This is a genomic window from uncultured Dokdonia sp. (genome assembly GCF_947492535.1).
GTDB lineage: Bacteria > Bacteroidota > Bacteroidia > Flavobacteriales > Flavobacteriaceae > Dokdonia.
In genome coordinates this window covers 101,354-125,330 of record NZ_CANLNH010000013.1, presented here as the reverse complement: position 1 = coordinate 125,330, position 23,977 = coordinate 101,354, and the positions used below count along the sequence as shown (strand labels likewise).

At 33.4% G+C, this 23,977-nt stretch carries 20 protein-coding genes; 14 read left to right on the top strand and 6 right to left on the bottom strand.

Going from position 1 to position 23,977, the window contains the following annotated elements:
- Positions 1-16: 16 nt before the first annotated feature.
- The 3 genes from Q1A60_RS16520 to Q1A60_RS16510 form a co-directional block, all read right to left on the bottom strand.
- Positions 17-1,444 carry a metallophosphoesterase gene (locus tag Q1A60_RS16520; RefSeq protein WP_299767121.1) on the bottom strand — a complete coding sequence of 476 codons (1,428 nt, stop codon included), beginning with the start codon at positions 1,442-1,444 and terminating at the stop codon, positions 17-19.
- A gap of 80 nt (positions 1,445-1,524) precedes the next feature.
- Entirely contained in the window at positions 1,525-3,537 is a 2,013-nt protein-coding gene (locus Q1A60_RS16515; protein ID WP_299767122.1) for a six-hairpin glycosidase-like protein, read from the bottom strand.
- 88 nt (positions 3,538-3,625) lie between these two features.
- On the bottom strand, positions 3,626-5,053 hold the full coding sequence (locus Q1A60_RS16510; protein WP_299767123.1) for an SDR family oxidoreductase: 1,428 nt from the start codon (positions 5,051-5,053) through the stop codon (positions 3,626-3,628).
- Positions 5,054-5,187: 134 nt separating this feature from the next.
- Here Q1A60_RS16510 and corA point away from each other — a divergent pair, with 134 nt between their 5' ends.
- Both corA and mscL read left to right on the top strand, forming a co-directional pair.
- On the top strand, positions 5,188-6,249 hold the full coding sequence (gene corA / locus Q1A60_RS16505) for a magnesium/cobalt transporter CorA (RefSeq protein ID WP_299767124.1): 1,062 nt from the start codon (positions 5,188-5,190) through the stop codon (positions 6,247-6,249).
- A gap of 57 nt (positions 6,250-6,306) precedes the next feature.
- Positions 6,307-6,762: a large conductance mechanosensitive channel protein MscL gene (gene mscL, locus Q1A60_RS16500; protein WP_299767230.1), complete on the top strand. Its 456-nt coding sequence runs from the start codon at positions 6,307-6,309 to the stop codon at positions 6,760-6,762.
- 155 nt (positions 6,763-6,917) lie between these two features.
- Here the strand turns inward: mscL and Q1A60_RS16495 are convergent, their stop codons facing one another.
- Positions 6,918-8,117, bottom strand: a complete 1,200-nt coding sequence (locus Q1A60_RS16495) for a GAF domain-containing sensor histidine kinase (protein WP_299767125.1) — start codon at positions 8,115-8,117, stop codon at positions 6,918-6,920.
- A 190-nt stretch (positions 8,118-8,307) separates the two neighbouring features.
- Here Q1A60_RS16495 and Q1A60_RS16490 point away from each other — a divergent pair, with 190 nt between their 5' ends.
- The 7 genes from Q1A60_RS16490 to Q1A60_RS16460 all read left to right on the top strand — a co-directional run bounded on the left by Q1A60_RS16490 (position 8,308) and on the right by Q1A60_RS16460 (position 15,114).
- The gene (locus tag Q1A60_RS16490; protein WP_299767126.1) at positions 8,308-9,198 is read left to right on the top strand and encodes a mechanosensitive ion channel family protein; all 891 of its coding nucleotides are present in this window, start codon (positions 8,308-8,310) and stop codon (positions 9,196-9,198) included.
- A 266-nt stretch (positions 9,199-9,464) separates the two neighbouring features.
- Positions 9,465-9,983, top strand: a complete 519-nt coding sequence (locus Q1A60_RS16485; RefSeq protein ID WP_299767127.1) for a DUF3124 domain-containing protein — start codon at positions 9,465-9,467, stop codon at positions 9,981-9,983.
- A 6-nt stretch (positions 9,984-9,989) separates the two neighbouring features.
- The gene (locus Q1A60_RS16480) at positions 9,990-10,610 is read left to right on the top strand and encodes a DUF2652 domain-containing protein (RefSeq protein ID WP_299767128.1); all 621 of its coding nucleotides are present in this window, start codon (positions 9,990-9,992) and stop codon (positions 10,608-10,610) included.
- Between the two features lie 71 nt (positions 10,611-10,681).
- A complete protein-coding gene (locus Q1A60_RS16475) occupies positions 10,682-11,608 on the top strand; it encodes a LamG-like jellyroll fold domain-containing protein (RefSeq protein ID WP_299767129.1) in 927 nt (308 codons plus the stop codon).
- A gap of 104 nt (positions 11,609-11,712) precedes the next feature.
- Positions 11,713-13,902, top strand: a complete 2,190-nt coding sequence (locus tag Q1A60_RS16470; protein ID WP_299767130.1) for an acylase — start codon at positions 11,713-11,715, stop codon at positions 13,900-13,902.
- A gap of 331 nt (positions 13,903-14,233) precedes the next feature.
- On the top strand, positions 14,234-14,638 hold the full coding sequence (locus Q1A60_RS16465; protein ID WP_299767131.1) for a hypothetical protein: 405 nt from the start codon (positions 14,234-14,236) through the stop codon (positions 14,636-14,638).
- 32 nt (positions 14,639-14,670) lie between these two features.
- Positions 14,671-15,114 carry a GNAT family N-acetyltransferase gene (locus Q1A60_RS16460; protein WP_299767132.1) on the top strand — a complete coding sequence of 148 codons (444 nt, stop codon included), beginning with the start codon at positions 14,671-14,673 and terminating at the stop codon, positions 15,112-15,114.
- A 30-nt stretch (positions 15,115-15,144) separates the two neighbouring features.
- Here the strand turns inward: Q1A60_RS16460 and Q1A60_RS16455 are convergent, their stop codons facing one another.
- Positions 15,145-17,475: a choice-of-anchor L domain-containing protein gene (locus tag Q1A60_RS16455; protein WP_299767133.1), complete on the bottom strand. Its 2,331-nt coding sequence runs from the start codon at positions 17,473-17,475 to the stop codon at positions 15,145-15,147.
- Between the two features lie 412 nt (positions 17,476-17,887).
- Here Q1A60_RS16455 and Q1A60_RS16450 point away from each other — a divergent pair, with 412 nt between their 5' ends.
- From Q1A60_RS16450 to Q1A60_RS16435, 4 genes are all read left to right on the top strand, one after another.
- Entirely contained in the window at positions 17,888-18,595 is a 708-nt protein-coding gene (locus Q1A60_RS16450; RefSeq protein WP_299767134.1) for a hypothetical protein, read from the top strand.
- Positions 18,596-18,642: 47 nt separating this feature from the next.
- Positions 18,643-19,485 carry a 23S rRNA (adenine(1618)-N(6))-methyltransferase RlmF gene (gene rlmF / locus Q1A60_RS16445; RefSeq protein WP_299767135.1) on the top strand — a complete coding sequence of 281 codons (843 nt, stop codon included), beginning with the start codon at positions 18,643-18,645 and terminating at the stop codon, positions 19,483-19,485.
- An 85-nt stretch (positions 19,486-19,570) separates the two neighbouring features.
- Positions 19,571-21,631: a transporter substrate-binding domain-containing protein gene (locus Q1A60_RS16440; protein ID WP_299767136.1), complete on the top strand. Its 2,061-nt coding sequence runs from the start codon at positions 19,571-19,573 to the stop codon at positions 21,629-21,631.
- 40 nt (positions 21,632-21,671) lie between these two features.
- Positions 21,672-22,268: a pseudouridine synthase gene (locus Q1A60_RS16435; protein WP_299767137.1), complete on the top strand. Its 597-nt coding sequence runs from the start codon at positions 21,672-21,674 to the stop codon at positions 22,266-22,268.
- Positions 22,269-22,426: 158 nt separating this feature from the next.
- Here Q1A60_RS16435 and Q1A60_RS16430 read toward each other — a convergent pair whose 3' ends face one another.
- Entirely contained in the window at positions 22,427-22,963 is a 537-nt protein-coding gene (locus Q1A60_RS16430; protein WP_299767138.1) for a DUF4251 domain-containing protein, read from the bottom strand.
- A 227-nt stretch (positions 22,964-23,190) separates the two neighbouring features.
- Between Q1A60_RS16430 and Q1A60_RS16425 the strand changes: the two genes are divergently transcribed.
- The gene (locus Q1A60_RS16425; RefSeq protein ID WP_299767139.1) at positions 23,191-23,910 is read left to right on the top strand and encodes a head GIN domain-containing protein; all 720 of its coding nucleotides are present in this window, start codon (positions 23,191-23,193) and stop codon (positions 23,908-23,910) included.
- Positions 23,911-23,977: the final 67 nt, after the last annotated feature.

Here is a 23,977-nt window from a genome sequence, read left to right as displayed (position 1 = left end):
ATAAATTAGATCCTACTTATGACTTCCAAACTTCTTTTGGAGCACTATATTCATTTGAAACTTCATAAAACGTTTCATTAAATGCACTCCCTTTAATATCAATCACTGAGAAACCATTAAGAACTCTGAGGTGTTGAGGTAATGTTGGTTTTGGAGGGTTCATAGGAGTTTCTCCAAAATAAGCGATTCCTGGATTATTTTTACCTGTATCTTCATTAAAGAGTCCTGTTCCTTTTCCATAGGGCATGGAAGCATGACCACAACAACGTAACAAAGGAGATTTTCCATTTATAGAAGTAACTCCCTTTAATACCTCTAGTGAATCTTCATATACAATTCCGTTATGTACATGTCCCCAATACCAAGCATCTGGAGTCTTACCTGACAAAGCTTCTTTAACTACTTGATTCCAAAGCGTTTTATTTATGCTAGATCCGTTGTATTCTATTCCATTATGATGTGTGAGTAATAAGAGTTGTTTCCCTTTAATAGCGGCATTTTTTTGAAGAAATTTAACTTGTTCCATACCTTCAGCGCCATTATGAATGGCTCCATCCATGTATAAAAAGCTTTGGTCGTAGTATGCAGAGTCCAATCCAACCACAATCCAATCTCCTATTTCTAAAGAAAAATAAGTACTGCCATTTTGCGGTTTGAATTTAGGATTTTTAATCGTTTCTGAAAATAATCCATTTGCCCCATCATACATTTCATGGTTACTATTCATCGTAAACAATTTCCCTTTATATGTTGAAGGTAACATGTCTATAAGATGTTTACGTTCTTCTCTTTTGGTTCCTGCATAATACACATCTCCTAAATGAATAATATAATCTGGTAAAGGATCAAGTTTCATAATACCGTCTATGACTAATTGTGCGGGGCAATCCTCAACATGTCCATCTTTATAAGCACCTGTACCCCAATCGCCAATAATGGCTACTCTAGCTCCATTAGGGGAGCTACTATTAAATGTAGGAGATGATTGCTGTATAAATTCATGAACCCCATGTCGATGAATATATTTATACCATACATAATACGCTAAAACTACAGTCCACATAGGATCTAATTGGCAGTATTTAGCAACTGCATACAATGTTCCATCGCCAGCTACATATCCATCTAATATAGAATGTGACTCTATATCTGTTTCTTTAATAACGCTCTCAGGAAGTCCAAAATCACGCAATACAGCTGTTAATTTTTTTGGTACCGTATGATTAAGCATATGAAGGGAAAACATATTCTCCATATGATGAGAATACGCTCCTGATTTATAACTTCCACTAGTGAAATAGACTTCACATTGTTGTAAATAATCCCAAAATTCAGAAACGCCTGAGCCTTTTGTTAAGCTTTTCTGTCCTAATTCACTAGTAAATTTAGCTATAAGGTCATCAAAAACCTCATCGTGTTCATCAGTAAAGAGTGTAGTATCCATGATTGTTGTTTTAGAGATCTAAATATCAACAATCTGGAAGAGATATACATACGTGAAAGTACGTGATTTATAGATTGAATTTACATGGTAAAAGATAGAGGCTTATCCCCTTTTGTTTTCTTTTTACTAATGAGTTTTCCTGTCGTTGCATCTTTAATGAGAACATTCATTCTGGTACCGTTACGTTGTATTTCTATATCGAAATCTTTCCCAAATAAACGGATATGGCGTAATGCCATCTCATTCCAATCTTTAGGTAATCTTGGTTGTATGGTAAAGCTATCAAAACCTGTTGGTGTAATTCCAAATAGACCTTCAGTAAACACACGGCAATACAATCCGCTTTCGGCAGAAAGATGTGCCATCCCTCCCTCCGGAAATGCTTCTACTACATATGGCACACGCTCTCCAAGTAAGCGTGTTTTAGAAAATTGTGCTAATCGTTCTATAGATTGTTCTGTAGCTCCAGCTCTTAATACCCCTCGTAATGCATATAATGTTCCTCTGTCCCAGAAAATTTCTGATACTTTTTTATCTGGATTATTCTTCTCAACATGTACGCCATTATCTGTCCATAATCGATCAAACAATGCTTCTGTAGTAGCTTCTGCACGATCATTAATATCGACAACTAATGGCAAACAAATCCAATGTCTAAGTGTCGTATGCTCTTTATAGTATTTATAGGTTTCTAACCCTTCTACTGTATCTCCAAAGTAATTTTCGATAGCTATTTTAAGTTGTGTAGCATCTTTTGTGTATTTTTCAATAAGCGTGGCTGGTTTATTCAGTGCTTTTGCTAAATATACAGCATTAGTTAAAGCTCCATAGTACAATGATGATGTAGATAAATTAGCATCTCCGGTTTCTATACGCCCTTCCATCTCATCAGATTGTGATTTGACAACACCTTCATTCGTAAGATTGCGATCATTATATTCTAGAGACCAAGAAATTAAATCCCAAAGTTCTTCGGCTTCGGCTTGATTTCCTCTTGCCAATGCATATTGTGTTGCACCATACGCAATCATCGCAGCATCTCCTCTATCTAATAAGGCTGGTGGTTTACGCTCTTCTACTTCAAATGCATATTGTATAGGTTCATAGGTTGGTGATTTCACACGATCAAACGCACGATAGCAATTCATCGCACTTTCATTTCCAACTTCATAGCCTAGATATGGAAAAAAGGCACTTACATACTCGGCTTGATCATTTGCCCAGATCCCTACATAATAGCGTCCACCTCCTGGAGAATGTATCAATCCTAATTTTGAATCAAAAATACTCTCTGAAGCGCGGATTTTAGAAAACTCAAAAAGCTGATTAAAAATGGGATTGGGTGTTTCTAAAATCAAGTTTTGCTGCATTTCTTCTAAGAAACGTGTTCGTTTTTCAAGACTTTGATCGTCTACTACAGTAGGCTCTTCGTTAAGCTGTGCGGTAAAATGAAGCTGATACGTAACAGAAGCTCCTGGTTGGAGTGTCGTTTTCTCATCTCCCTTGCTTTGTACACTATATCTAAATGTGCCTCCTATGCCTTGCTTTGTTTGTGTATTCGAAATACCTTCATAGGCTATGGTTACAGGTGTATTTGACGTATTAACAAGATGTAACTCTTCTATAAACAAACGTTGGTTTGGAGACGGGTATAGCTTTCGCGAAAGCGTAACACCACTTTTACTAGCCGTGTGCACAAAAGTGATGATTCCGTTGATAGTGACCTCCTTTAAAGCGCCTGGAGAAAATTGTTTCTCATTAATATAAAATTTTGGTAATACCGCATCTGTGTATGTCTCTTTTAAATACGCTCTAAATACAAACCAATCTGGATCTGATTCCTTGATATGTGGATGTAATTGCGGGTAAAACACTTGGCGTTCGATTTCCAAATTCCCAGCTGCATCTACGTCATAAGATACAATACCAGCCACTTTAGTACCAGCCATTTCGATATTATCACTATGAGGTAAATTACTATTTTCTATAGTCCATTGAATAATGTTAGAATCAGCGATTTTCCAACGTGTATTTTCTTGTGCGACTACAGTCGTTATACACAACATACATAGAGAATAAAGGAATGTTTTCATTTAGTATAGGGTCAAATTATAATAGCGTTTAGATAGTCAAATACATTTGATGGCTTGAAAATACGCATATGCATGTTGAGGACAAAATTTATGCAGTAAGTTTCGCAAGCATCCCTTTAAAAATAAATCCGTGAAAAGGTAATACAGAAAACCAATACAACCGTCCTGATAGTCCGAGAGGTCTAAAGGTAGCCGTTTGAACTAATTGATCTTTTTCTATTTTAAATTCTAGCCAAGCTTCACCTGGTAATTTCATTTCGGCAAATAACAACAATCTCCCTTCTTCTTTATTAGAATATAATACCCGCCAAAAATCAACCGAATCCCCTGCAATAAGAGTATCTTCATTGGTTCGTCCTCTACGCAAGCCAACGCCCCCAAAAAGTTTATCGATATAGCCTCTTACCTTCCATAACCACGTTGCATAATACCATCCTGTCTTGCCTCCGATACGCCAAATTTTATCTATGGTATGTGTTCTATCATTATAGCGTTTTGAGCGTTTATCAATAAAACACCCAAAACTAGGTACTTTAATAAAGTCAGATATTTCTATATTCATTTCACCACTGATAAGAGCATCTTTCCAACTAGACGCAATTTGATTCCTTTGAATTTTAACAAAGGCCTTATCTAATGCTTCTCTATATGATAATGGTTGTATGTTTAAAATATCAGCCAATCTATTATCTCTACATATCACCTCTACTTTCATACTACTTACAAGTGCTGTAGCTAGTTTATAGGAAGTGGATGTCACAAAGTATAACCAATATGATGATAACCGAGGGGTCATCACAGGAATAATAAAAATACTACGTTTTAAATTACGCTTGTCACCAAATCCTAACAGCATGTCTTTATAAGACAATATATCGGATCCTCCAATGTCAAAATTTTGATTATAAGTCTCTTTATGGAACAGTGTTTTTGATAAAAACGCGAGCACATCTGTAATTCCAATGGGTTGACATCTTGTTTTTAACCATTTTGGGGTAATCATAATGGGTAATTTTTCTACAATATCTCGTATGATCTCAAAAGAAGCACTTCCTGAACCAATAATAATTCCTGCCCGCAAGGTTGTAACATTGTAACTTCCCTTAGATAGTTCTATTTCTACATCTTTACGAGAAGATAAGTGTTTTGATAAATTATCTTCATTTACAATTCCACTTAAGTAGATAAGATGTTTTACGTTTGTTGTTTCTAAGGCTGTTCTAAAATTAGTGGCGCATTCTAGTTCTAGTTTTTTATAGTTATCACTACTGGACATAGAGTGTACTAAATAATAGGCACCGTCAATATCTTTAGGGATGACATCTAATGATTTTGAATCTAGAAGATCTATTTTAATAACAGTTATTGAGGCGCTTAAAGACTGTGGAGGCGAAAAACGATTCACATCTCTCACACAGCATATCACATGATATCCCTGTTCTAGAAGAATAGGAAGTAATCGCTTCCCTATATATCCTGTTGCCCCGGTAAGAAGTATTCGTTTTTTGTTTTCCATAGCATTCATAAAATACAAAACTTATTACTACTAAAACATATTTTTCTAATTCTTCTGTAATATGTAACTATAAGTTTTTCCTATCTTGTTTATCATATTTACGATAGTAACTACACATTTTTGAACCACAATAAATGACTAAACTTAAAAGAATTAAAACAGGTATGGCTCCTGGGGCTATTATTTATACTGGAGACAAGACAATAGCAGATACAATGATTCATCACTTGCAGTATACAAGGGATGCAATTAAAGAAAGCATAGTCAAAGATGAAAAAGACATCCAAGTCAATAAGAATTTCAAAATCGACTTAATCGATTGGATAGATGTACGAGGGATGGACAATACGGATATAATCGCTTCTATCTCCTCATCGTTTAAAATACACCCAGTACTTCAAGAAAGTATTGTAGATGTATATCGAAGACCTAGTTTTGAAGAACATGAGAATGGCATATTTATAATTGTAAAAGCCCTATCTTTTGATAAGAGTACCACACAGGTTTTTAAGGAGCACGTTACAATATTTCTAAAACAAAATGTTCTGCTTACTTTTCAAGAGACTCCTTCTGATCTTTTTGAATCTGTTCGGAAGAGAATGGGTAATACTATGAGTAGGGTGCGTCAAAGAGGGGCTGATTACCTTTTATTTGCGTTATTAGATACACTTATTGATAATTATTATATCACATTAGATCGTTTTGAAGAAGCTATTGAAGAAATAGAAGATCGTATTACAGAACAACAAAGTAACTCAGATAAAGCCGATATACATAAGCTTAAAAAAGAATTGGTAATATTACGAAAGTCTATCGCTCCACTAAGAGAAGTGATTAGTAAGTTTTCAAAAAGTGAAAACCAAATTATAAAAGACAACACACAGATATTTATTAGAAACCTTTATGAAAATACGATTCAAATAACTGACAGTATAGACTCTTATAGAGATATGCTTAATAGTTTACAGGATTTATTTATTGCTGAAGTAAGTTTTAAAATGAATAAAGTAATGCAATTACTTACCTTAATTTCTGTGATATTTATACCTCTAACTTTTTTAGCAGGAATTTATGGGATGAACTTTGAATATATCCCAGAGCTCCAATATAAGTATGGATACTTTGTATTATTAGGAGTTATGTTGATCATCTGTATACTATTAGTACTTCTTTTTAGAAAGAAGAAGTGGTTATAAGTATCTATTCCTTTATTTTTGATTTTTAAAATCGTCGTAAACAATACAAGTACCGTGATAAAATTATTTAAAGAGTTTAAAGAGTTTGCAGTAAAGGGTAATATGATAGATATTGCCATAGGTGTGATCATAGGAGCTGCTTTTAATAAGGTGGTAGATGTACTTGTAAAAGAAGTATTTCTACCTCCCCTCACATATATGACTGACGGGGTTACGATAGAAAACAAAAAATGGGTATTAAAAGAAGCTGTCGTAGATAATGGAGCGATTGTAAGTGAAGAGATTGCGGTTAAATATGGAAAATTACTCGAAGTCAGTATTGATTTTTTAATTATTGGTTTTACTGTATTTGTGATAGTCAAGTTTATGAATCGATTAAAAACCAAAGCACAAGACCCAAAAAATGAACAGGTAAAAACCCCGAAGGAAATTGAACTACTTGATAAGATTAGTAATCAATTAGAAAAACAAAACGAACTCTTACTTTCTAAAGGCAAGAAAGAAACTTCTTAACCCGTTGTGCATTTAGATATTCATTACGCTAATTTTCTATTTAAATTTTCAGTTTTTTACCTCAATCCTAAAGGAAGAACTAAAAATTTAGTCGATATTCCCTTTAGGGTTAGGGAAAAAATCGATGAAATTACTCAAAATGGACAACAGGTTACTTAATCTTTTTCTACAGTAAATGTAAATGTAGTGCCTTTACCAAGTGTAGATACAACTTTAATTTCGCCTCCTAGTGTAGTAACAATCTTTTTAGCAGTAGCTAAACCAATACCATTTCCTTGATTTCCAAATCGGTCTACCACACCCAATCTCTCAAAAAGATCAAAGATTTTGGCAAGATCATTCTTTGAAATTCCAATTCCATTATCAGCTACAGACCAATGATAAAAATCTTCATCTTCAAAACATCCTACTTCTATATTAACCATATCCTTCTCATTATACTTTATCGCATTGGTCAATAAATTAATAAGCACTTGTTTTATCGCTGACTCATTTATAAAAATAGTATCTATTGTAGAATGTAAATGAATATTTACTTGGTTATTGGCATCTACTATATGTTTACAATCTTCTATTAATTGTTGAATTTTTACAGTTTTCTTGTCTAATCCAAATAGCTCATCACTTTTATAAAAACTTAAAACACCATCTATATAATTGCGTAAGGATGCTGAAGATTGTTGTAAATACTCAATATACATTAAAGAGTCTTCAGAAAGCTCTTGATTTTCTTTTTTTAGTAAATCAGTCAAACTGATAATGTTATTTACAGGCGACTTTAAGTCATGAGATACTACGGCTGCAAACTTTTCTAAGTTTTTATTCTTGCGCTCAAGACTATCTCTCAATAATCGTAATTCATCATTTTGAATACGCTGTTCAAAAAGCATCACGACTTGCTTTGCTAAACTTTGCAGGACGTTCTTTTGTTCTGTGTTTAGTGTTCTAGGCTTATGGTCGTATACACAAAGAGTACCTAATTTATATCCGTCTTTATTTACTAGAGAAACGCCTGCATAAAAAATAGCGTTATAGTCCTTTACTAATGGATTATCATGAAAACGATCATCTTTTCTTGCATCTTCTACGATCATCATAGGATTATCTTCATTAATCGTATGACCACAAAAAGAAATATCACGAGGCGATTCATTAAAAGGAACTCCTAAATGTGATTTTAGAAAATTTCGTTCTTTATCTAATAGAGTAATTAATGCTATAGGAGCATCACAAATTTGTGAAATAATACTTGTGATATTATCGTATTTCTCTTCTTCTTCAGTATCTAACAAGCCGTAACTCTCAACAGCTTTTTGGCGTTTACGCTCATTATAAGGAATGCTTGGGGCAATCATAGGGGTATCAGATTTAGGCAACCAAAATAGTGGTAATTTCTATTTATAAGATAAATGGTCGTAATTTTTTATAAATCCTTAAGACGATTAAGAATTTATTATGTTAATATACCTTAATGTCAGTTAAACCTTGTTAAACCACTTGACATTTTTTAAAAACCCAGTATTTTAATTATATAGAAAATATATCATGGAAGAAGGAATAAAACAAATAACAGATAGAATAAGTAATTGGGGAGAAATACTCATAACAAGTTTACCAAATATTATTTTAGCGATAGTAGTAATGATAGCTACTTATTTTATGTCAAGATTCATCTATAATATTGTATTAAAACTTATTTACAAGAAAATACACAAAACCTCTATTACAAGATTAATCGCTAGATTTTCTTCGATAATTGTGATTTCTTTTGGACTTCTCATTATATTGAATCTCCTAAATTTAAGTGGCACCTTAAAAACAATATTATCGGCGGCTGGTATTTCTGGATTGATCATAGGTTTAGCTCTTCAAGGAACATTATCTAACACGCTTTCAGGAATCATTTTATCTTTTAGAAAAAATATAAAAATTGGTAATTGGATTGAGACCAATGGATACACTGGTGAAGTCATGGATATTAATACTAATTACTTTGTAATGAAAGAGGCAGATAATAACATTGTCGTACTTCCCAACAAATTGATTTTGGAGAATCCTTTAAAAAATTACTCTTTAACATCAAAAATGCGTATTACAATTAATTGTAGTGTCGGGTATGATTGTGATTTAGAAAAAGTAGAATCACTTACCACCAATGTTATAAACACTCATTTTAACCAAGAATTATTAGATACTGAAGTTGAGTTTTATTATACTAATTTTGGTGAAAGTGCAGTTCATTTTATAGTCCGTTTTTGGATTGACGGAACTTCAGGAATTCCAAAGTTAAAAGCAAAAAGTAAAGCTATTATTGAGATTAAGAAAGCTTTCGCGAAAGCGAACATAGACATCCCATTCCCTATACGAACACTCCAGTTTGACAATAAACTCACACTCAACAAAGCAAAACGTCATGCAGAAGCTGAATTGAATTAAGTATAATCAGTAAAATCTATAGTAGTAACAATTCAATATTGGTGATATGACTAAAATATATACTAAATAAACTACACCATGACATAATAAAAATTTAAATACTGCAAAATAATGGTTAGTATTTTGCAGTGAAAAAGAGTCAGTGAGAACTGACTCTTTTCGTTTTTATAAAACAATGATGGTTTTAAGCATTAAAATTCGTTCAATAAGCGTGACCAATTTACAAATTAACAAGTATCTTTACTCATAACAATATAACTCTCACTATGAAATACAAAATATTCATATTGATCTTTATCTTATTAGGCACTTTCTACTCCTGCGTAGATAAAAATCCCAATACAATAACTGAAAAAGAAATCCAACAAGAAAACTTAGTAAAAGCTAAAGATACATTAGTAACATATCCTTTTAATGCTGAAGTATATGTACCTATCTATTCAGACATTTATAGTAAAAACAGAAATACTAAAATATTACTTACAGCTACCTTAAGTATTCGTAATACAAGCAAAAAAGATTCATTATTTATCAATACAATAGCATATTATAATACTGAAGGAACCTTAGTGAGAAACTACATCAAATCTCCTATTTTCTTAAAACCCTTAGAAACTATAGATTATGTAATTGATGAAGAAGACGAAGAAGGTGGTAGTGGAGCGAACTTTTTAATAGACTGGGGAGCAAAAAATAAAGTAACTCCTGTATTTCAGGCCGTAATGATTGGAATGATTGGACAACATGCCTTTTCATTCACTACAGATGGTACAACGATAGAATAAAATACGATGAATAAAGACAGCCCAATTCAAGCTTCTCCCACATTATTATGTATTCCTGATATAAGTGGATTTACCAAATTTATGAGTGATACAGACTTTGATTTAAGTTCTGCAGTGATTCCATCGTTATTAAACAAAATCATTTATGCTAATACGATCGATTTAAGAGTTTCTGAAATAGAAGGAGATGCTATTTTCTTTTATAAAACGGGAAAGCTTCCTTCTTTTAAAGATTTAATACATCAATGTAGAGAATTTTACGTCGCATTTTATAAAGAATTAAAACGTTTAAAAATAGCATATAAAGATCACGATCAAGTAAACAAAATACCAGCTATTTTAGGTCTGAAGATTGTTTTACACTATGGAAATGAAATTGGAACTGTTCAAATTGGAAAAAACATAAAACTCTTAGGAGAGGATGTTATTATTGCACATCGCTTACTCAAAAATGATATTTCACAAGACGAATACCTACTACTCTCTCAAGACTTAATGGATCAATATAAAGATGATGTCATAGAACGTAATTTTGGATGGGGAACACTAAAAGACGGTGATGATAAGTATAAACATATTGGAATTGTAAATTATAGCTATATCAATCTAGAACCGCTAGTAGATTAAAGAAATACTCTAATTTATAGCATTTGTTTTTGTACATTTAAATCAAAAATGACACCTCTAAAACAACTGCTATGATTTTTAACCCTTTTAAGACCTCTTCTACCTTACTTTTATGTGGAATTTTAGTACTCTCAAGTATTTCATGTAAAAATGAAACGACAAAAAAAGAAACTGAAACAACAGTCACTAAAAAAGTAAATCCTAATAATGCATCCTTAAAAAATGCATTAACACTCTATGCATCTTTTGATAATGGAGTCAATGCCGATTTTGCATTGGGAGATGCGCAATTATATTCTGTCCCTAATCGAAAAGCAAGAGACTCTGCACAAGTAGGACTGCATAAACAAGGAGTTAGCATTTCTAAAGGAGAAGGACATTTTGGAGATGCCCTCTTATACGCTGAAGATAGCCGCGGATATATCTACTACCCGAGTAAAAATAATATTGCATATAACACAGAAAATTGGGAAGGTGCTATTTCGTTTTGGCTAAGCCTTGATCCTGCGACAGATCTTGATCCTGGCTATTGTGACCCTATTCAGATTACAGATGTCAGTTATAATGACGCTGCGATTTGGGTGGATTTCACAAAAGAAAACCCTAGAGACTTCCGCTTAGGTGTCATAGGAGATCGAGATAGTTGGAACCCAGAACCAAAAGGTCCTGATAATGAAAATCCAATTTTTATAGAACAATTGAAAGGCGTTTCTAATCCGCCGTTTGCTAAAGGAACTTGGACGCACATCCTTATTAATTATACAGGCTTAAATACAGCACAAGGAAAAGCTGCTCTTTATATGAATGGCGAACTTAAAGGCATTCGAAAAGACATCAAAGACCCATTTACCTGGGAGTTAGAAAAATCTAATATTTACTTAGGTCTAGGATATATAGGTCTTATGGATGAACTTTCTATCTATAATAAGCACTTATCTCAAGAAGAAATTACAACGCTATATTCATTAGAAAAAGGCGTACATCAATTATTAAAGTAATGTTTTATACGCTTTCGCGAAAGCGAACTTGTGAGGTTCATGACCAGAGGGAAAGCGAAGCGTTAAAGCGTATACCACCACCATCATATTAACAACACACCACCATGAGACTCTATTCACTCTTTCTCTACACTGCATTTTTGCTTATCATTTCTTGTAAAACAGAACCTACAAAAACAGCAGAACAACAACGATGGGATACCCACGTTAAAAACACAACGATCATTAGAGACGATTTTGGAGTCCCTCACATCTATGGAAAAACAGATGCCGATGCTGTTTTTGGACTACTCTATGCGCAAAGTGAAGATGATTTTAATCGTGTGGAACAAAATTACATTTGGGCAACAGGACGTCTGGCAGAAGTTGAAGGGGAAGAAGCGATCTATAGTGATGCGCGCGCAAAATTGTATATGACCCAAGAAGAAGCGATTGCAAACTATGAGCGTAGTCCTGAATGGCTTAAAGAATTATGTATTGCCTTTGCAGATGGGATTAATTACTATTTAGAGACGCATCCAGAAGTGACGCCACGTTTACTTACACATTTTGAGCCTTGGATGCCTATGTATTTTAGTGAAGGATCTATAGGAGGTGATATTGAACGTGTGTCTACGCGTAAAATAAAAGCAATGTATGAGGCTGGTATAGAGATCCCTGAAGCAACAGCTATTGCCATGCAACACGAACTAGAAATGCAAGAACCACAAGGATCTAATGGTATTGCGATTTCAGGAAAGCTCACCAAATCTGGAAACCCGTTATTACTTATTAATCCACATACGTCCTTTTATTTTAGAGGCGAGGTTCATGTGGTAAGTGAAGAAGGACTGAATGCCTATGGCGCCGTTACTTGGGGGCAATTTTTTGTTTACCAAGGATTTAACGAAAAAACAGGCTGGATGCACACCTCTACCTATACGGATGTCATAGATGAATTTGTAGAAACTATAGAAAAAGACGCTAATGGGAAATTGGTTTATAAATATGGAGATGAATATCGACCTGTAGTGCAATATGATATGACGATACGTTATAAAGATGGAGAAGAAATGAAAGAAAAGATACTTCCTGCTTATCGTACACATCATGGTCCTATTACACATCTAAAGGATGGGAATTGGGTTGCTTCTGCGCTGATGTGGGATCCAGTAAATGCTCTAGAGCAATCTTATATTAGATCTAAACAAGATGGCTATAAAGGGTTTAGAGAAATGATGGACATTCGCACCAACTCTTCAAACAACACCGTATATGCTGATGCCGAAGGGAATATTGCGTACTTCCATGGAAATTATATTCCTAAACGAGATACTTCTTTTGATTATACACAACCTGTAGATGGTAGTAATCCAAAAACAGATTGGCAAGGCTTACATACTGTAGATGAAACGATCATGTTGTTAAATCCTGAAAATGGGTGGTTACAGAATTGTAATTCAACGCCTTTTACGGCTGCCTTGGAATACAGTCCTAAAAAAGAAGACTACCCCTACTATATGTCTATAGATAGAGAGAATTTTAGAGGGGTACATGCGATTGAGCTTTTAAAAGAAGGGAAAGACTATACCTTGGAAAGTCTTATCGAATTGGGTTATGATTCGTATTTACCAGCTTTTGAAGCATTAATTCCTGGGCTTGTAGAAGCGTATGACAAAGTAGATCGTACGAAAGAAATAGGTGCTTATATAGAACAACTCAGAAATTGGGATTATAGAACCTCTACAACCTCTATGGCAATGACTTTAGCGCATTATTATGGAACAGCCTATTTTAAAAATGGACAACGTCCTGAACAACGATTATCTGCTATGCACCTCCTCTCCTACTTTGGAAATGAGTCGCCTTTGGAAGAACGTATGGAGATTTTTAAAACGGTCATTAACCAATTAGAAACCGATTTTGGAACGGCTTTAATTCCTTGGGGAGACGTGCATCGTTTTCAACGTATCAATGGTGATATACGCCAGCCTTTTAATGATGACCTTCCAAGTACGCCTGTTGGTCTCGCATCTGGCCGTTGGGGAGCACTCGCAGCTTATGGGGAACGTTATAATAATGGTACTAAAAAAATATACGGTACTCGTGGTAATAGCTTTGTGGCTGTGATTGAATTTGGCGATAAAGTAAAAGCAAAAACAAGCCTCGCAGGTGGACAAAGTGGTGATCCAGACTCTCCGCATTTTGATGATCAAATAGAAGATTACGTAAATGGAAAGTTTAAAGAAGTGGCGTATTACAAAGAAGATGTTTTAAAAAGAGCTAAGAAAACATATCATCCTGGGGAGAAATAAAATTAGGTATTATTCAACGTTGTTTACCCACGTTTGAAAATTTATGAATGATCAACACATGTAGCATATAGGCAGGTTTATATGTTTCAGGTTTAAAAGTTTATATAATTTTTTACTGTTTTTTTTACTTCAACATTGTAATGATAACACTTTGCAATTATCTAAATTGTATTATAGATCTATCATTTTTTTATAGACGTATATTACTACTAAATACAACATAATTAAATGATTATCAATTATATCGCTATATTTGAAGGCATTCTTGTATTAGAGATTTGTTATTGATATACGTGTATTGTAAATAATAAAAATAAAACTGTAATTAAATTTGAAAACTGACATTCTTGAGAAATACAGCATGCCTACATATGTACTGATTTTGATTTTTTCAATTCTATTTTATTTTTTATTGTGGGGAGCTTCTGGACATAAATTGAATATTCAATTAACAGAGATATTAGGACTGATTTTCATGCTCTTTGGAATTATAATTGTACCAAATTATAAAAGTAAACGAATTAATAAAACAAAAAAATTAATTCAAATATTATCATTATTAATATCTGTCGAAACTATAATCCCTGGAATTGTAGTATTAATATATCTTTTCGGATTTAAATTTGGAGACGATATTAGTCCTATTGCAATCGTACTATTTTACTTAGTCCCACTGGTTTTTATAATCGCTAATGGAACAATAATAAAAGGAATTCTCACAGAATTGCGGAAGTAATATTGACTTCATCTAATTCAGTCTAAAGTATTATGAAAATACTACGAACAAATGCTCATAATTCAGAATTTAAAAGGCTGGTTCACTTACTAAATGCAGATCTTGCAGAAAGAGATGGTAAGACACATCCTCTAGCGCAATTCAATGACATCTCTAATTTAAATCATGTAGTTTTAGTATTGAAAAACGATAGCGCTGTTGGTTGCGGAGCAATTGCTACATATGATGTTAATACTATGGAGATTAAAAGAATGTATGTGTCACCAGAAACAAGAGGTCAAAGAATTGGAGAGAAGATTTTATCTGAATTAGAAAACTGGTCTAAAGAATTAGGATATTCTAGATGCATCTTATTTATGGGCTCAAAACAGCCCGAAGCTTGTAAACTCTATCAAAGAAACAAGTATTATCCTATAGAGAAATACGGTATACTTAAGAATATCCCGGATAGCATATGCCTTGCTAAAGATGTATAACTAAATACCAATAAAAAAATACGCTTTACCTTATCCTCCTCGTTTAATCAAAGAAAAATGTCCTCTGAAGGTACGGCCATCTGTGAAGGTAATAAGGTACCAATAATCATTAGAAGGCATAATTTCACCTTGATAGGTTCCATCCCAACCATTACCCATACGACGTCTTGAGAATAAGATTTTACCATAACGATCAAAAATCACAAACTGTTCTGTTGGATTTAATGTATTGGTGGCTCCATCTACTTTCCAAGTATCGTGTATGCCATCACCATTAGGTGTGAAAAAGTTTGGAAAACCAATGACAGCAACTTCTCCTGATACGATACCACACCCATTTCTATCTCTTACATATACGGTATGAAAACCTGAGGATACATTGGTAAATATGGGAGACTCAACAAATGGCCCTAAAATGTTATCTAAAGCATAGTCATAATCTCCTTCCCCAGAAACCGTCACTGTAATGGTACTACCATCTACCATGATACTTTCTATCGTAGCTATGTTTGAAGGCTGTACAGAAATACTCCGAGTCGCACTACAGTTCGTCGCATTTGTTACGGTTACTATATAAATCCCCGGTTCATTAATCGCAATAACTGGTGTCATAGCATTCAAAGTACTCCCATTAAATGTCCAACTATACGTAAGTCCATTTGTATTTCCTTGTACTCCACTATCTATATTGATCGTGTTTGGAAAGTTATTTAAACAATACTGAAGGGATATATCTTCAGCTAGTTCTGGTGTATCTAATACTTCAAGAGAAACCGTTCCAATAGCAATACAATCAGTTTCACTAAAAACCCTCACAAAGATCTCTTGTGTGTTTACAATGGTATTTATAAATGATGATCCTAATCGGTTTTGATCTAATGAAGCATCATTTTGCGATATATAATATTGTACAACAGCATCTACAGGTAACTGATCATTAAACGTAGCTGTAATCTCTGATAAAGAAAAACTAGTAAACCCATCAATGATCTCATCATCGCACAAAGCAAAAGGATCGATTTGTAAAGGAGTCACCGTTGTCGTTACTGTAATGATAACTTCTGCAATAGCAAAACATCCTGATTGGTTTTCTACTCTAGCATATACAACTTGACTAGGGCTTATAACTTCATACGCTTCGGGCATCGCTATTGGATTTGTATCTAACATGGCATCTGACGTATTTAAAAAGAAATCTGAAATAAAAAGAGCACTATCATTATTGGTAACTGCATTTGTGGTCGCAAATAAATTATAGGTAACACTTCCATCTTGATCGATGTCACAAACTTCTATAGACGTATCTACAACAGTCGGCGTGTCGCCAAATTCAATAATAACCTCTCCAAAAGATTCACAACCATTTTGTAATGCAACAGTTACTTCATAAACTCCAGGCCCATCTACCATTAACATTTCAGAGGTTTCTGCCGGTAATAATACACCATCTCTAAACCAAGTGTACCCAGTTGCATCTATTTCTGTAGCGTCTAACGTCAAAGCATCATTTTCACATAAAGCATTTCCTGTACTTAATAATCGATTGGGTCCTAAATCTGTAGCCAATTCGAAACTACCAGCTTCTAAAAACACGGCAGAATCAAATCTGAAATTTTGTTCATCAGCAATCACAAGTTTTACTTCATAGATCGTATTAGGAATAAGTTGTGCTGTTGCTTCAATGACTTTCGTTTGTCCATTAAAGTTAATAGGCACATTAGGGCCATTAAAACTTTCAAAGAAGAATTCGTTTACGGCTTCGCATCCATTAGGAATCTCTGGATGTACCGTTGTCACTTTTACAGGTGTCTCGGTATCGGGCACTAATGCAATATTCTCATATTGTTGTTCTCCTAAAGGGCGAATTAAAAAACCAAACAAATCCGAAAACCGACAGGTATTAGGATTCCCTTCTTGATATTCTTCTGAAGCAAAAATATATCTAAAGCTTATTTCTGATGCCGATGAGCTAAATTGAAACTCTAGTATCGTAGCATTGGTTGTATTAGATTCATTAAGTACTGCTTCTAGATCTGCATCACCTATCCATCCTGGCGCATCATCATCACTTAAACTAGTATTAGGACCCTGTGTGTTTTGTAATCTTCCTGTACTAAGTACAATCCCTTCTGCAAAGGGAAATGTGGTATTCGTCGCATCAAAATATCCATAACTCTGCTCATTTCCTCCAAAATTACCGCCTACCACATTGGTGACCAAAACTGTATCTATACAATCACTATCAATAAGAATATCTTCTATTAATTCTTGAGGAGAAAAACTCTGACTATCCACTTGTATGTTCTGAGAAAACATACAAAGCGAAAAGAGAGAAAATAAAAATAAAATAAGATGTTTCATTCTTTACTATAGCCTTGCAAAAATAAACAATCATAGTCCTTTCCAACCTATGAACTGCTATATTTTAATGTTAAGATATAGATATGTAACTAATGAATTTTGCTGTTTTTTTATACGCTTTCGCGAAAGCGTACTATTAATTTTTACCATTTTAGACACTAAAATAGCGATGATTTTGTATTAAAAAATCAATCATTTTTAAGCAAAAAACCGTCGTTTTCACAATGGTAAAACCGTAAATATTCATGAAAATCACCATAAAATCGATACGTTTTTTCCTTTTTTAGAAAGATTTTTCCGTAAAAATTGTGGAGTTAAACGATTTTTTTATTGCAGTTATCGAAAAGTGAGCAAAATAGTAAAATTGAGCCTTTTGTTTTACATAGTTTTGTCTCACCCAAATCTGATTAAAATGAAAAAGTTACTTATAGTTACTATGTTAGCTGTTGCATCTTTTGCAAATGCTCAAATTGGAGTTAATACAACAGAACCCACAAAAACACTGGATGTAAATGGCGAATTAAGAATTCGTACAACACCCGTAGAAGGTGCGACTCCAGCTACAACACTTGCTGTAGACAACAATGGAAATGTGGTAAAATCAAACAGATTGTCGCTTTATGATATTGCTACTATAGAAGCTGCAAATAGTATTAGAACAACACTTAGCTCAGGAACTGAAACTGTAAATAATATCGATATTGGATTGGCACAAACCATAACAATTCCGGCTAATTATGAAGCCGTTATCAAAGTAACTTATTCCGTTCCTATGGGTGCAGAAGTAGAAGATATGCCACTGGGAACATACATGGGAATTCGTTTTTTGAAAAATGGTGTTGAGGCACAAGCAGGATCACGAAAATTTTCATTACCACTTCAAGGTGATGCAGCGGGTCATTCTTCACAAATTGCAAAAATGAATACACTCTCTGCTTTATACACAGAGATACTTTCTGCAACTTCTTCTGATCGTACGTTTACGTTTTCCTTAAACGGATACATAGAGCAAAACGAAGAAATAGAAAATATTACCTATGTATTTAATAGATATGCTCAATCAGGAGAAAATTATAATTGGGGTAATGCAAACATGACAGTAGAAGTTTATATTAAATAACCTCTAAGGTTATTGAGTATCTTGCATCTATAAAAACACTATCTATTTTGCATCCCAATAACCTTCATAAATCATCGTATGACTTTGAATTATTACAAAAATGTAATCCGCTTTTAAAAGCATACGTTTTTGTAAATGAGTATAAAAACAAAACAATTGATTTTTCAAATGCGCTCGCTGTAAAAGCTCTTAATAAAGCTTTATTAATCCAGTATTATAATATCAATAATTGGGATATACCTAATGGGTACCTCTGCCCTCCTATTCCTAATAGAGTTGATTATATACATTATATAGCAGACATTATAAATACTAAGAAATACTGTAGGGGGCTAGATATAGGGGTAGGTGCAAACTGTATCTATCCTTTACTAGCAACACAACTCTACAAATGGGATATGGTTGGGGCCGACATCAGTAAGTCTTCAGTTGCTATTGCAAAACAAAATGCAGCTGAGGCTTTAACTGATATTGAGATACGGCTACAAGAAACTCCAGCAAATATCTTTAAAGGGATTATTAAAGAAGGGGAATATTTTGATTTCACTATGTGTAACCCTCCCTTTTACACTTCTGCAGAAGATGCTCAAAAAGCAAATACTCAAAAAAACAAAAAACTACAGATAAGTAAAACTACCTCTCGTAATTTTGGAGGTGTCTCTAATGAATTATGGTGCAATGGTGGTGAAGCGCTATTTGTAAAGAGAATGATCAAACAAAGTGTTGACTTTAAGCACTATGTTGGTATTTTCACAACCTTAATATCTAAAAAAGAGAATCTCCCAAAACTTATAAAACAATTAAAAAAGCTTCAAGCAACACCTCAAGTAATTGAGATGCAACAAGGGCATAAAAAAAGCCGTATTCTTATATGGAGTTTTACTGATTAAAACTGAGTATAAGGCAGCTACAAAGGTTATTCGTATTTGTGCTAATATATTTTTCTTTATATTTAGTTCAACTAACTAAATAATCATGAAATATTGGAAGACTACCCCTAGAAGAATTCTAATCATATTTCTTTTAGCGATTATTACTGTATCGTGTACGAAATCTACTATTTTAACTCCAGAGGAGCAAGATTGGTTAGCTAAAAATGATACTATTAAAGTAGCTGTTTTCCCCTACTACCCTCCTTATAACTTCAAAAATAAATCAGGTCAAGTAGAAGGTGTATTAATAGACTATTTATCAATTATAGAAGAAAAACTAGACTATACATTTGAACGTGTTGAGTATAATAACTTTACAAATGTATTACAAGATGCAAGAGATCATAAAATTGATCTCATATTAGAAATTCAAAGAAATGAAATTAGGGAAGAGTATTTAAATTTTTATGATAAACTTTTTGAGACTCCTTATGTCATTGTAAGTAATATAGATACTCCATTTGGTATTACATTAGAAGATCTTGAGGGTGAGACTGTAACTATGCCACAAGGGTTTGCCACCATAGATTATGTGAAAAAAAATTACCCAAAAATTAATATTGCAGATAATTGTAATCTAGACCTATCATGCCTCAAAAGTGTACAAAATGGTGAAGTACAATATTATCTTGGTCCCAAGGCTGTTACTAATTATTTTATTAAATCTCAGCAATTTGATAATCTAAAAATAGTTTCAGAATTAGATTATAATTACACCCCAGGAATAGCGGTTACAAAAACACATCCAGAACTAAGTGATATTATTTATAAAGCAACAGAGAATATTACATTTGAAGAGCGAAACAATATATTAGAAAACTGGTTATATAATATTGTGTCCCCTTTTTATACAAAAGCAAATTTCTGGATGTATATTCTAGGAGTTGTAGCCTTCTTGTTAATCACTATTATAGGCATTAACCGTTATCTTAGATGGAAAATTAAAGATCGTACGATAGAACTTGAAAAGGCTAAAAAGAAAGCTGAAGAAAGTAGTAAACTCAAAACATCATTTATTAATAATATCTCTCATGAAATGCGCACTCCAATGAATGCTATTATGGGGTTTACTGGTTTACTTAATAAAACAGGAATTACAATAGAAGAACAAGAAGAATATTCTAGCATTATTACAGATGGCTGTGCTCGCTTAATGGAAATGATGGATAATGTCCTAGAAATTTCGCTATTACAGAGTAGTCAAGTAACTCCACAAAAGAGGCATGCCAACATAAAAAAAGTGGTCAAAAACTCATTTGACAATTATACATCTAAAGCATTAAAAAAAGAAATTAATTACGAACTTATCGACACTATTTCAGAAGAAGATAGTAGTATTCTAATAGACAAAATCAAACTATCAAAAGCTATTAACTACCTAATAGACAATGCTATAAAATTTACACAGGAAGGTCATATCAAAGTTATAGTTAGTAAAGAAGAGAGCCGCATACATATTAGTATTGAAGATACTGGAATAGGTATTTCTGAAGAGCATTTAACTTCTATATTTGATAATTATTCAAAGTCTAGTAAAGAAGATTCTAACTTATTTGAAGGTTTAGGCTTAGGACTTTCTATTACAAAATCATATTGTAACATTATGAATGGACACCTTTCTGTAAAATCAGAAATAGGTAAAGGAACTACTTTTACACTAGATATTCCTTACCATCCCTCTAGTGTAATTACGACATCAACCAAAGAAAAGGTTATCAATGATTCAAAAGATGATGAGTATACTATTCTCATCGCTGAAGATGGAGAAGTAAATTATTTATTTCTAAAAACCATTTTAAAAAGATATGATAATCATAAATTATCTATCTACAGAGCCAAAAATGGAAAAGAAGCTGTCAATATATACACAGAAAACAATATAATAGATCTTGTATTTATGGATATTCAAATGCCTATTATGGACGGACACGAAGCAACAAAAGCATTAAAAAAAATAAATCCTCAACTACCTATAGTTGCCCAAACAGCATATTCTACGCAAGCTGACATCCAAAGAGCTTTTAAATCTGGTTGTGATGATTTTATTTCAAAACCTGTAGATCCAGCAGCAATTAGCAAAGTATTACATCGTTTTTTAAATTAAATTTCTTTGTTTACAAATTTCTAATCTTTGATTTCAATATATGCCAGAGCATTCTCATTTCAAATTATACAAACCTTATGGCTATATCAGTCAGATGCTGAGTAATGATGAGCGACAAGCACGTAAAAAGAAATTCTTACGCACATTATATGATTTCCCGAAAGGGATAATGGCAATAGGAAGACTTGATGAAAAGTCTGAAGGCTTATTACTTCTTACTACCGATGGAAAGTTAAGTGATACCATAAATCGATCGGGGATAGAAAAAGAGTATTATACACAAGTAGATGGAGCTATTACACAAGAAGCTATTGATGCTTTATCGAAAGGAGTAGAAATAGGTTTTAATGGAAAAAAATATCTAACAAAACCTTGTGTAGTTTCAAGACTAAATACAATACCCATCCTACCAGAGCGTTCTAAAAAGCTTCGTGATAATCGTCATGGACCTACTACTTGGATACGAGTTATTATTAAAGAAGGAAAATTTAGACAAGTACGCAAAATGACCTCAGCAGTAGGATATCCAACACTTAGGTTAGTACGTATTCGCGTAGGAAATATCACATTAGATGGATTACAACCCTCTGAAGTGCAAAAAATAACCACCTCTCAAATAGAAGGTATTAAATCCTAGGGCAAGTCCTGGACCTGATAAAAGGAATCGACCCAAGGGTTGAAATATTAAACCAAGATCCCGCTAAAAAAGAGGGATTAATTCAACTATCTATTTCATATGCGTCTTACAGACTTTATAAAATAGTGTTTCACTAATAAAAGATCAGATACTAACGATCAGCTCTTTGTAAGTAATGTCTCATCTATATATGCCAAGGTACCTCGGTATCGAATTCCATCTCTCTTGGTACTATTTACAAAAATGGATGTACTTCCACTACTAAATACAGTCATACTGATATCGTACGATTCGGAAGGTGATTTTGCAATAAATGTAATCACAGAAGATCGTTTTTCATCATTATGAACAACCTTATAGTCAGATACTGCTCCATTATGTTGTATGCCACCTGACTGATTAAACCCTCCCCCTATTCGTACAACACCAAAATAAGGCAAATGTATTTTTACCGAATCTGTAGAGGTAAATCTAATAATACCTGGATTATTAATTAAGTTGATTTGATTCATTGAGCGAGGATATACCCAATCTGCATTAAAGAAAAATGCTCCACTATCTACCAATGATTTTACTTTTTGATAGTCTTTGGTTTCAGTTTCTATTTTAAGCGTTTTTTTTTCTGATCGAGATTGTGACCATGTTACTTGAGAAATGGTTAACAGGAAAGTAAAGGCGAGCAAATACGTTTTCATAAGTAATCAATTTATTCAAATTACTAATTTATAATCAAAAATCATTCCTTAAAATCTATTTTTCTGAGTACGCTTTCGTACTTCGTCTCAGCTCAGCATAAACTTCTACGTCACTACGTTCCTTGAAAGCATATATATACCCTTTTAAAATAGAACTGTAACATTTCATTTTTCTTCGGGTCTCTACTACAAATAAAAACAAAACATCAATCTCAAAACTAATAATTATGACTTTCAAATCCATTATCACCATCGTTCTCGTAAGTTTTTTTAGTATGCAAGCCTTTGCACAGAAGCCTCTAAAGCTTTCTACAGATACGACCACAAAATCTTTTGATTATTCAGGATATACACAACTAGATGTCGCTAGTGATTTTCATGTAAATGTTTCTTTAGGACAACAAGATGCTATTACTGTAAATGCAAATAGTAATCTTATGGAATATGTAAACATCTATAAAGAAGGAAATACGTTATTTCTACGATTAAAGAAACATACGTGGTTTAAAGGAAAAATGATTTTAGATGTCACACTTTCTACAGATATGATTACAGATTACAATGCATCTTCAGATGCGATAGTAACTCTAAACACACCACTTAAAGCTGACACCATACGTATAAATTGTAAAGGAGACGCAGTATTTAAAGGAGATATTACCACTGATACTTTACTTATCAACGCAAAATCTGATGCGCAAATAAAAATAACAGGATCTGCAAAAACAATGAATGCAAATTTAAAATCTGATAGTGAATTTAAGAATAAAGACTTTACCGTACAGGACTTAACGATTGTACTGAATGGTGATAGTGAAGCGGTTGTTACTGTAACCAAAACACTAGATGCAATTGCAAGTGGAGATAGCGAATTACGTTATGCTGGAAACCCTTCAAAAGTAAAACAAAGTGCTAGAGGTGATTCTGATATCACTGCGATACGATAACAACAAGAACTTCCATTATATACAGAAAGAGCAGCATATCTTGAGATATACTGCTCTTTTATTTTGT

Coding starts and splice junctions, on each gene's coding strand:
- Q1A60_RS16440 (WP_299767136.1), top strand. CDS start 19,571: ATGAAATATTGGAAGACTACCCCTAGAAGAATTCTAATCATATTTCTT.
- Q1A60_RS16450 (WP_299767134.1), top strand. CDS start 17,888: ATGAAAAAGTTACTTATAGTTACTATGTTAGCTGTTGCATCTTTTGCA.
- Q1A60_RS16490 (WP_299767126.1), top strand. CDS start 8,308: ATGGAAGAAGGAATAAAACAAATAACAGATAGAATAAGTAATTGGGGA.
- Q1A60_RS16430 (WP_299767138.1), bottom strand. CDS start 22,963: ATGAAAACGTATTTGCTCGCCTTTACTTTCCTGTTAACCATTTCTCAA.
- Q1A60_RS16515 (WP_299767122.1), bottom strand. CDS start 3,537: ATGAAAACATTCCTTTATTCTCTATGTATGTTGTGTATAACGACTGTA.
- Q1A60_RS16455 (WP_299767133.1), bottom strand. CDS start 17,475: ATGAAACATCTTATTTTATTTTTATTTTCTCTCTTTTCGCTTTGTATG.
- Q1A60_RS16495 (WP_299767125.1), bottom strand. CDS start 8,117: ATGATTGCCCCAAGCATTCCTTATAATGAGCGTAAACGCCAAAAAGCT.
- Q1A60_RS16470 (WP_299767130.1), top strand. CDS start 11,713: ATGAGACTCTATTCACTCTTTCTCTACACTGCATTTTTGCTTATCATT.
- Q1A60_RS16520 (WP_299767121.1), bottom strand. CDS start 1,444: ATGGATACTACACTCTTTACTGATGAACACGATGAGGTTTTTGATGAC.
- Q1A60_RS16480 (WP_299767128.1), top strand. CDS start 9,990: ATGAATAAAGACAGCCCAATTCAAGCTTCTCCCACATTATTATGTATT.
- Q1A60_RS16435 (WP_299767137.1), top strand. CDS start 21,672: ATGCCAGAGCATTCTCATTTCAAATTATACAAACCTTATGGCTATATC.
- Q1A60_RS16510 (WP_299767123.1), bottom strand. CDS start 5,053: ATGGAAAACAAAAAACGAATACTTCTTACCGGGGCAACAGGATATATA.
- Q1A60_RS16485 (WP_299767127.1), top strand. CDS start 9,465: ATGAAATACAAAATATTCATATTGATCTTTATCTTATTAGGCACTTTC.
- Q1A60_RS16460 (WP_299767132.1), top strand. CDS start 14,671: ATGAAAATACTACGAACAAATGCTCATAATTCAGAATTTAAAAGGCTG.
- Q1A60_RS16425 (WP_299767139.1), top strand. CDS start 23,191: ATGACTTTCAAATCCATTATCACCATCGTTCTCGTAAGTTTTTTTAGT.
- corA (WP_299767124.1), top strand. CDS start 5,188: ATGACTAAACTTAAAAGAATTAAAACAGGTATGGCTCCTGGGGCTATT.
- Q1A60_RS16475 (WP_299767129.1), top strand. CDS start 10,682: ATGATTTTTAACCCTTTTAAGACCTCTTCTACCTTACTTTTATGTGGA.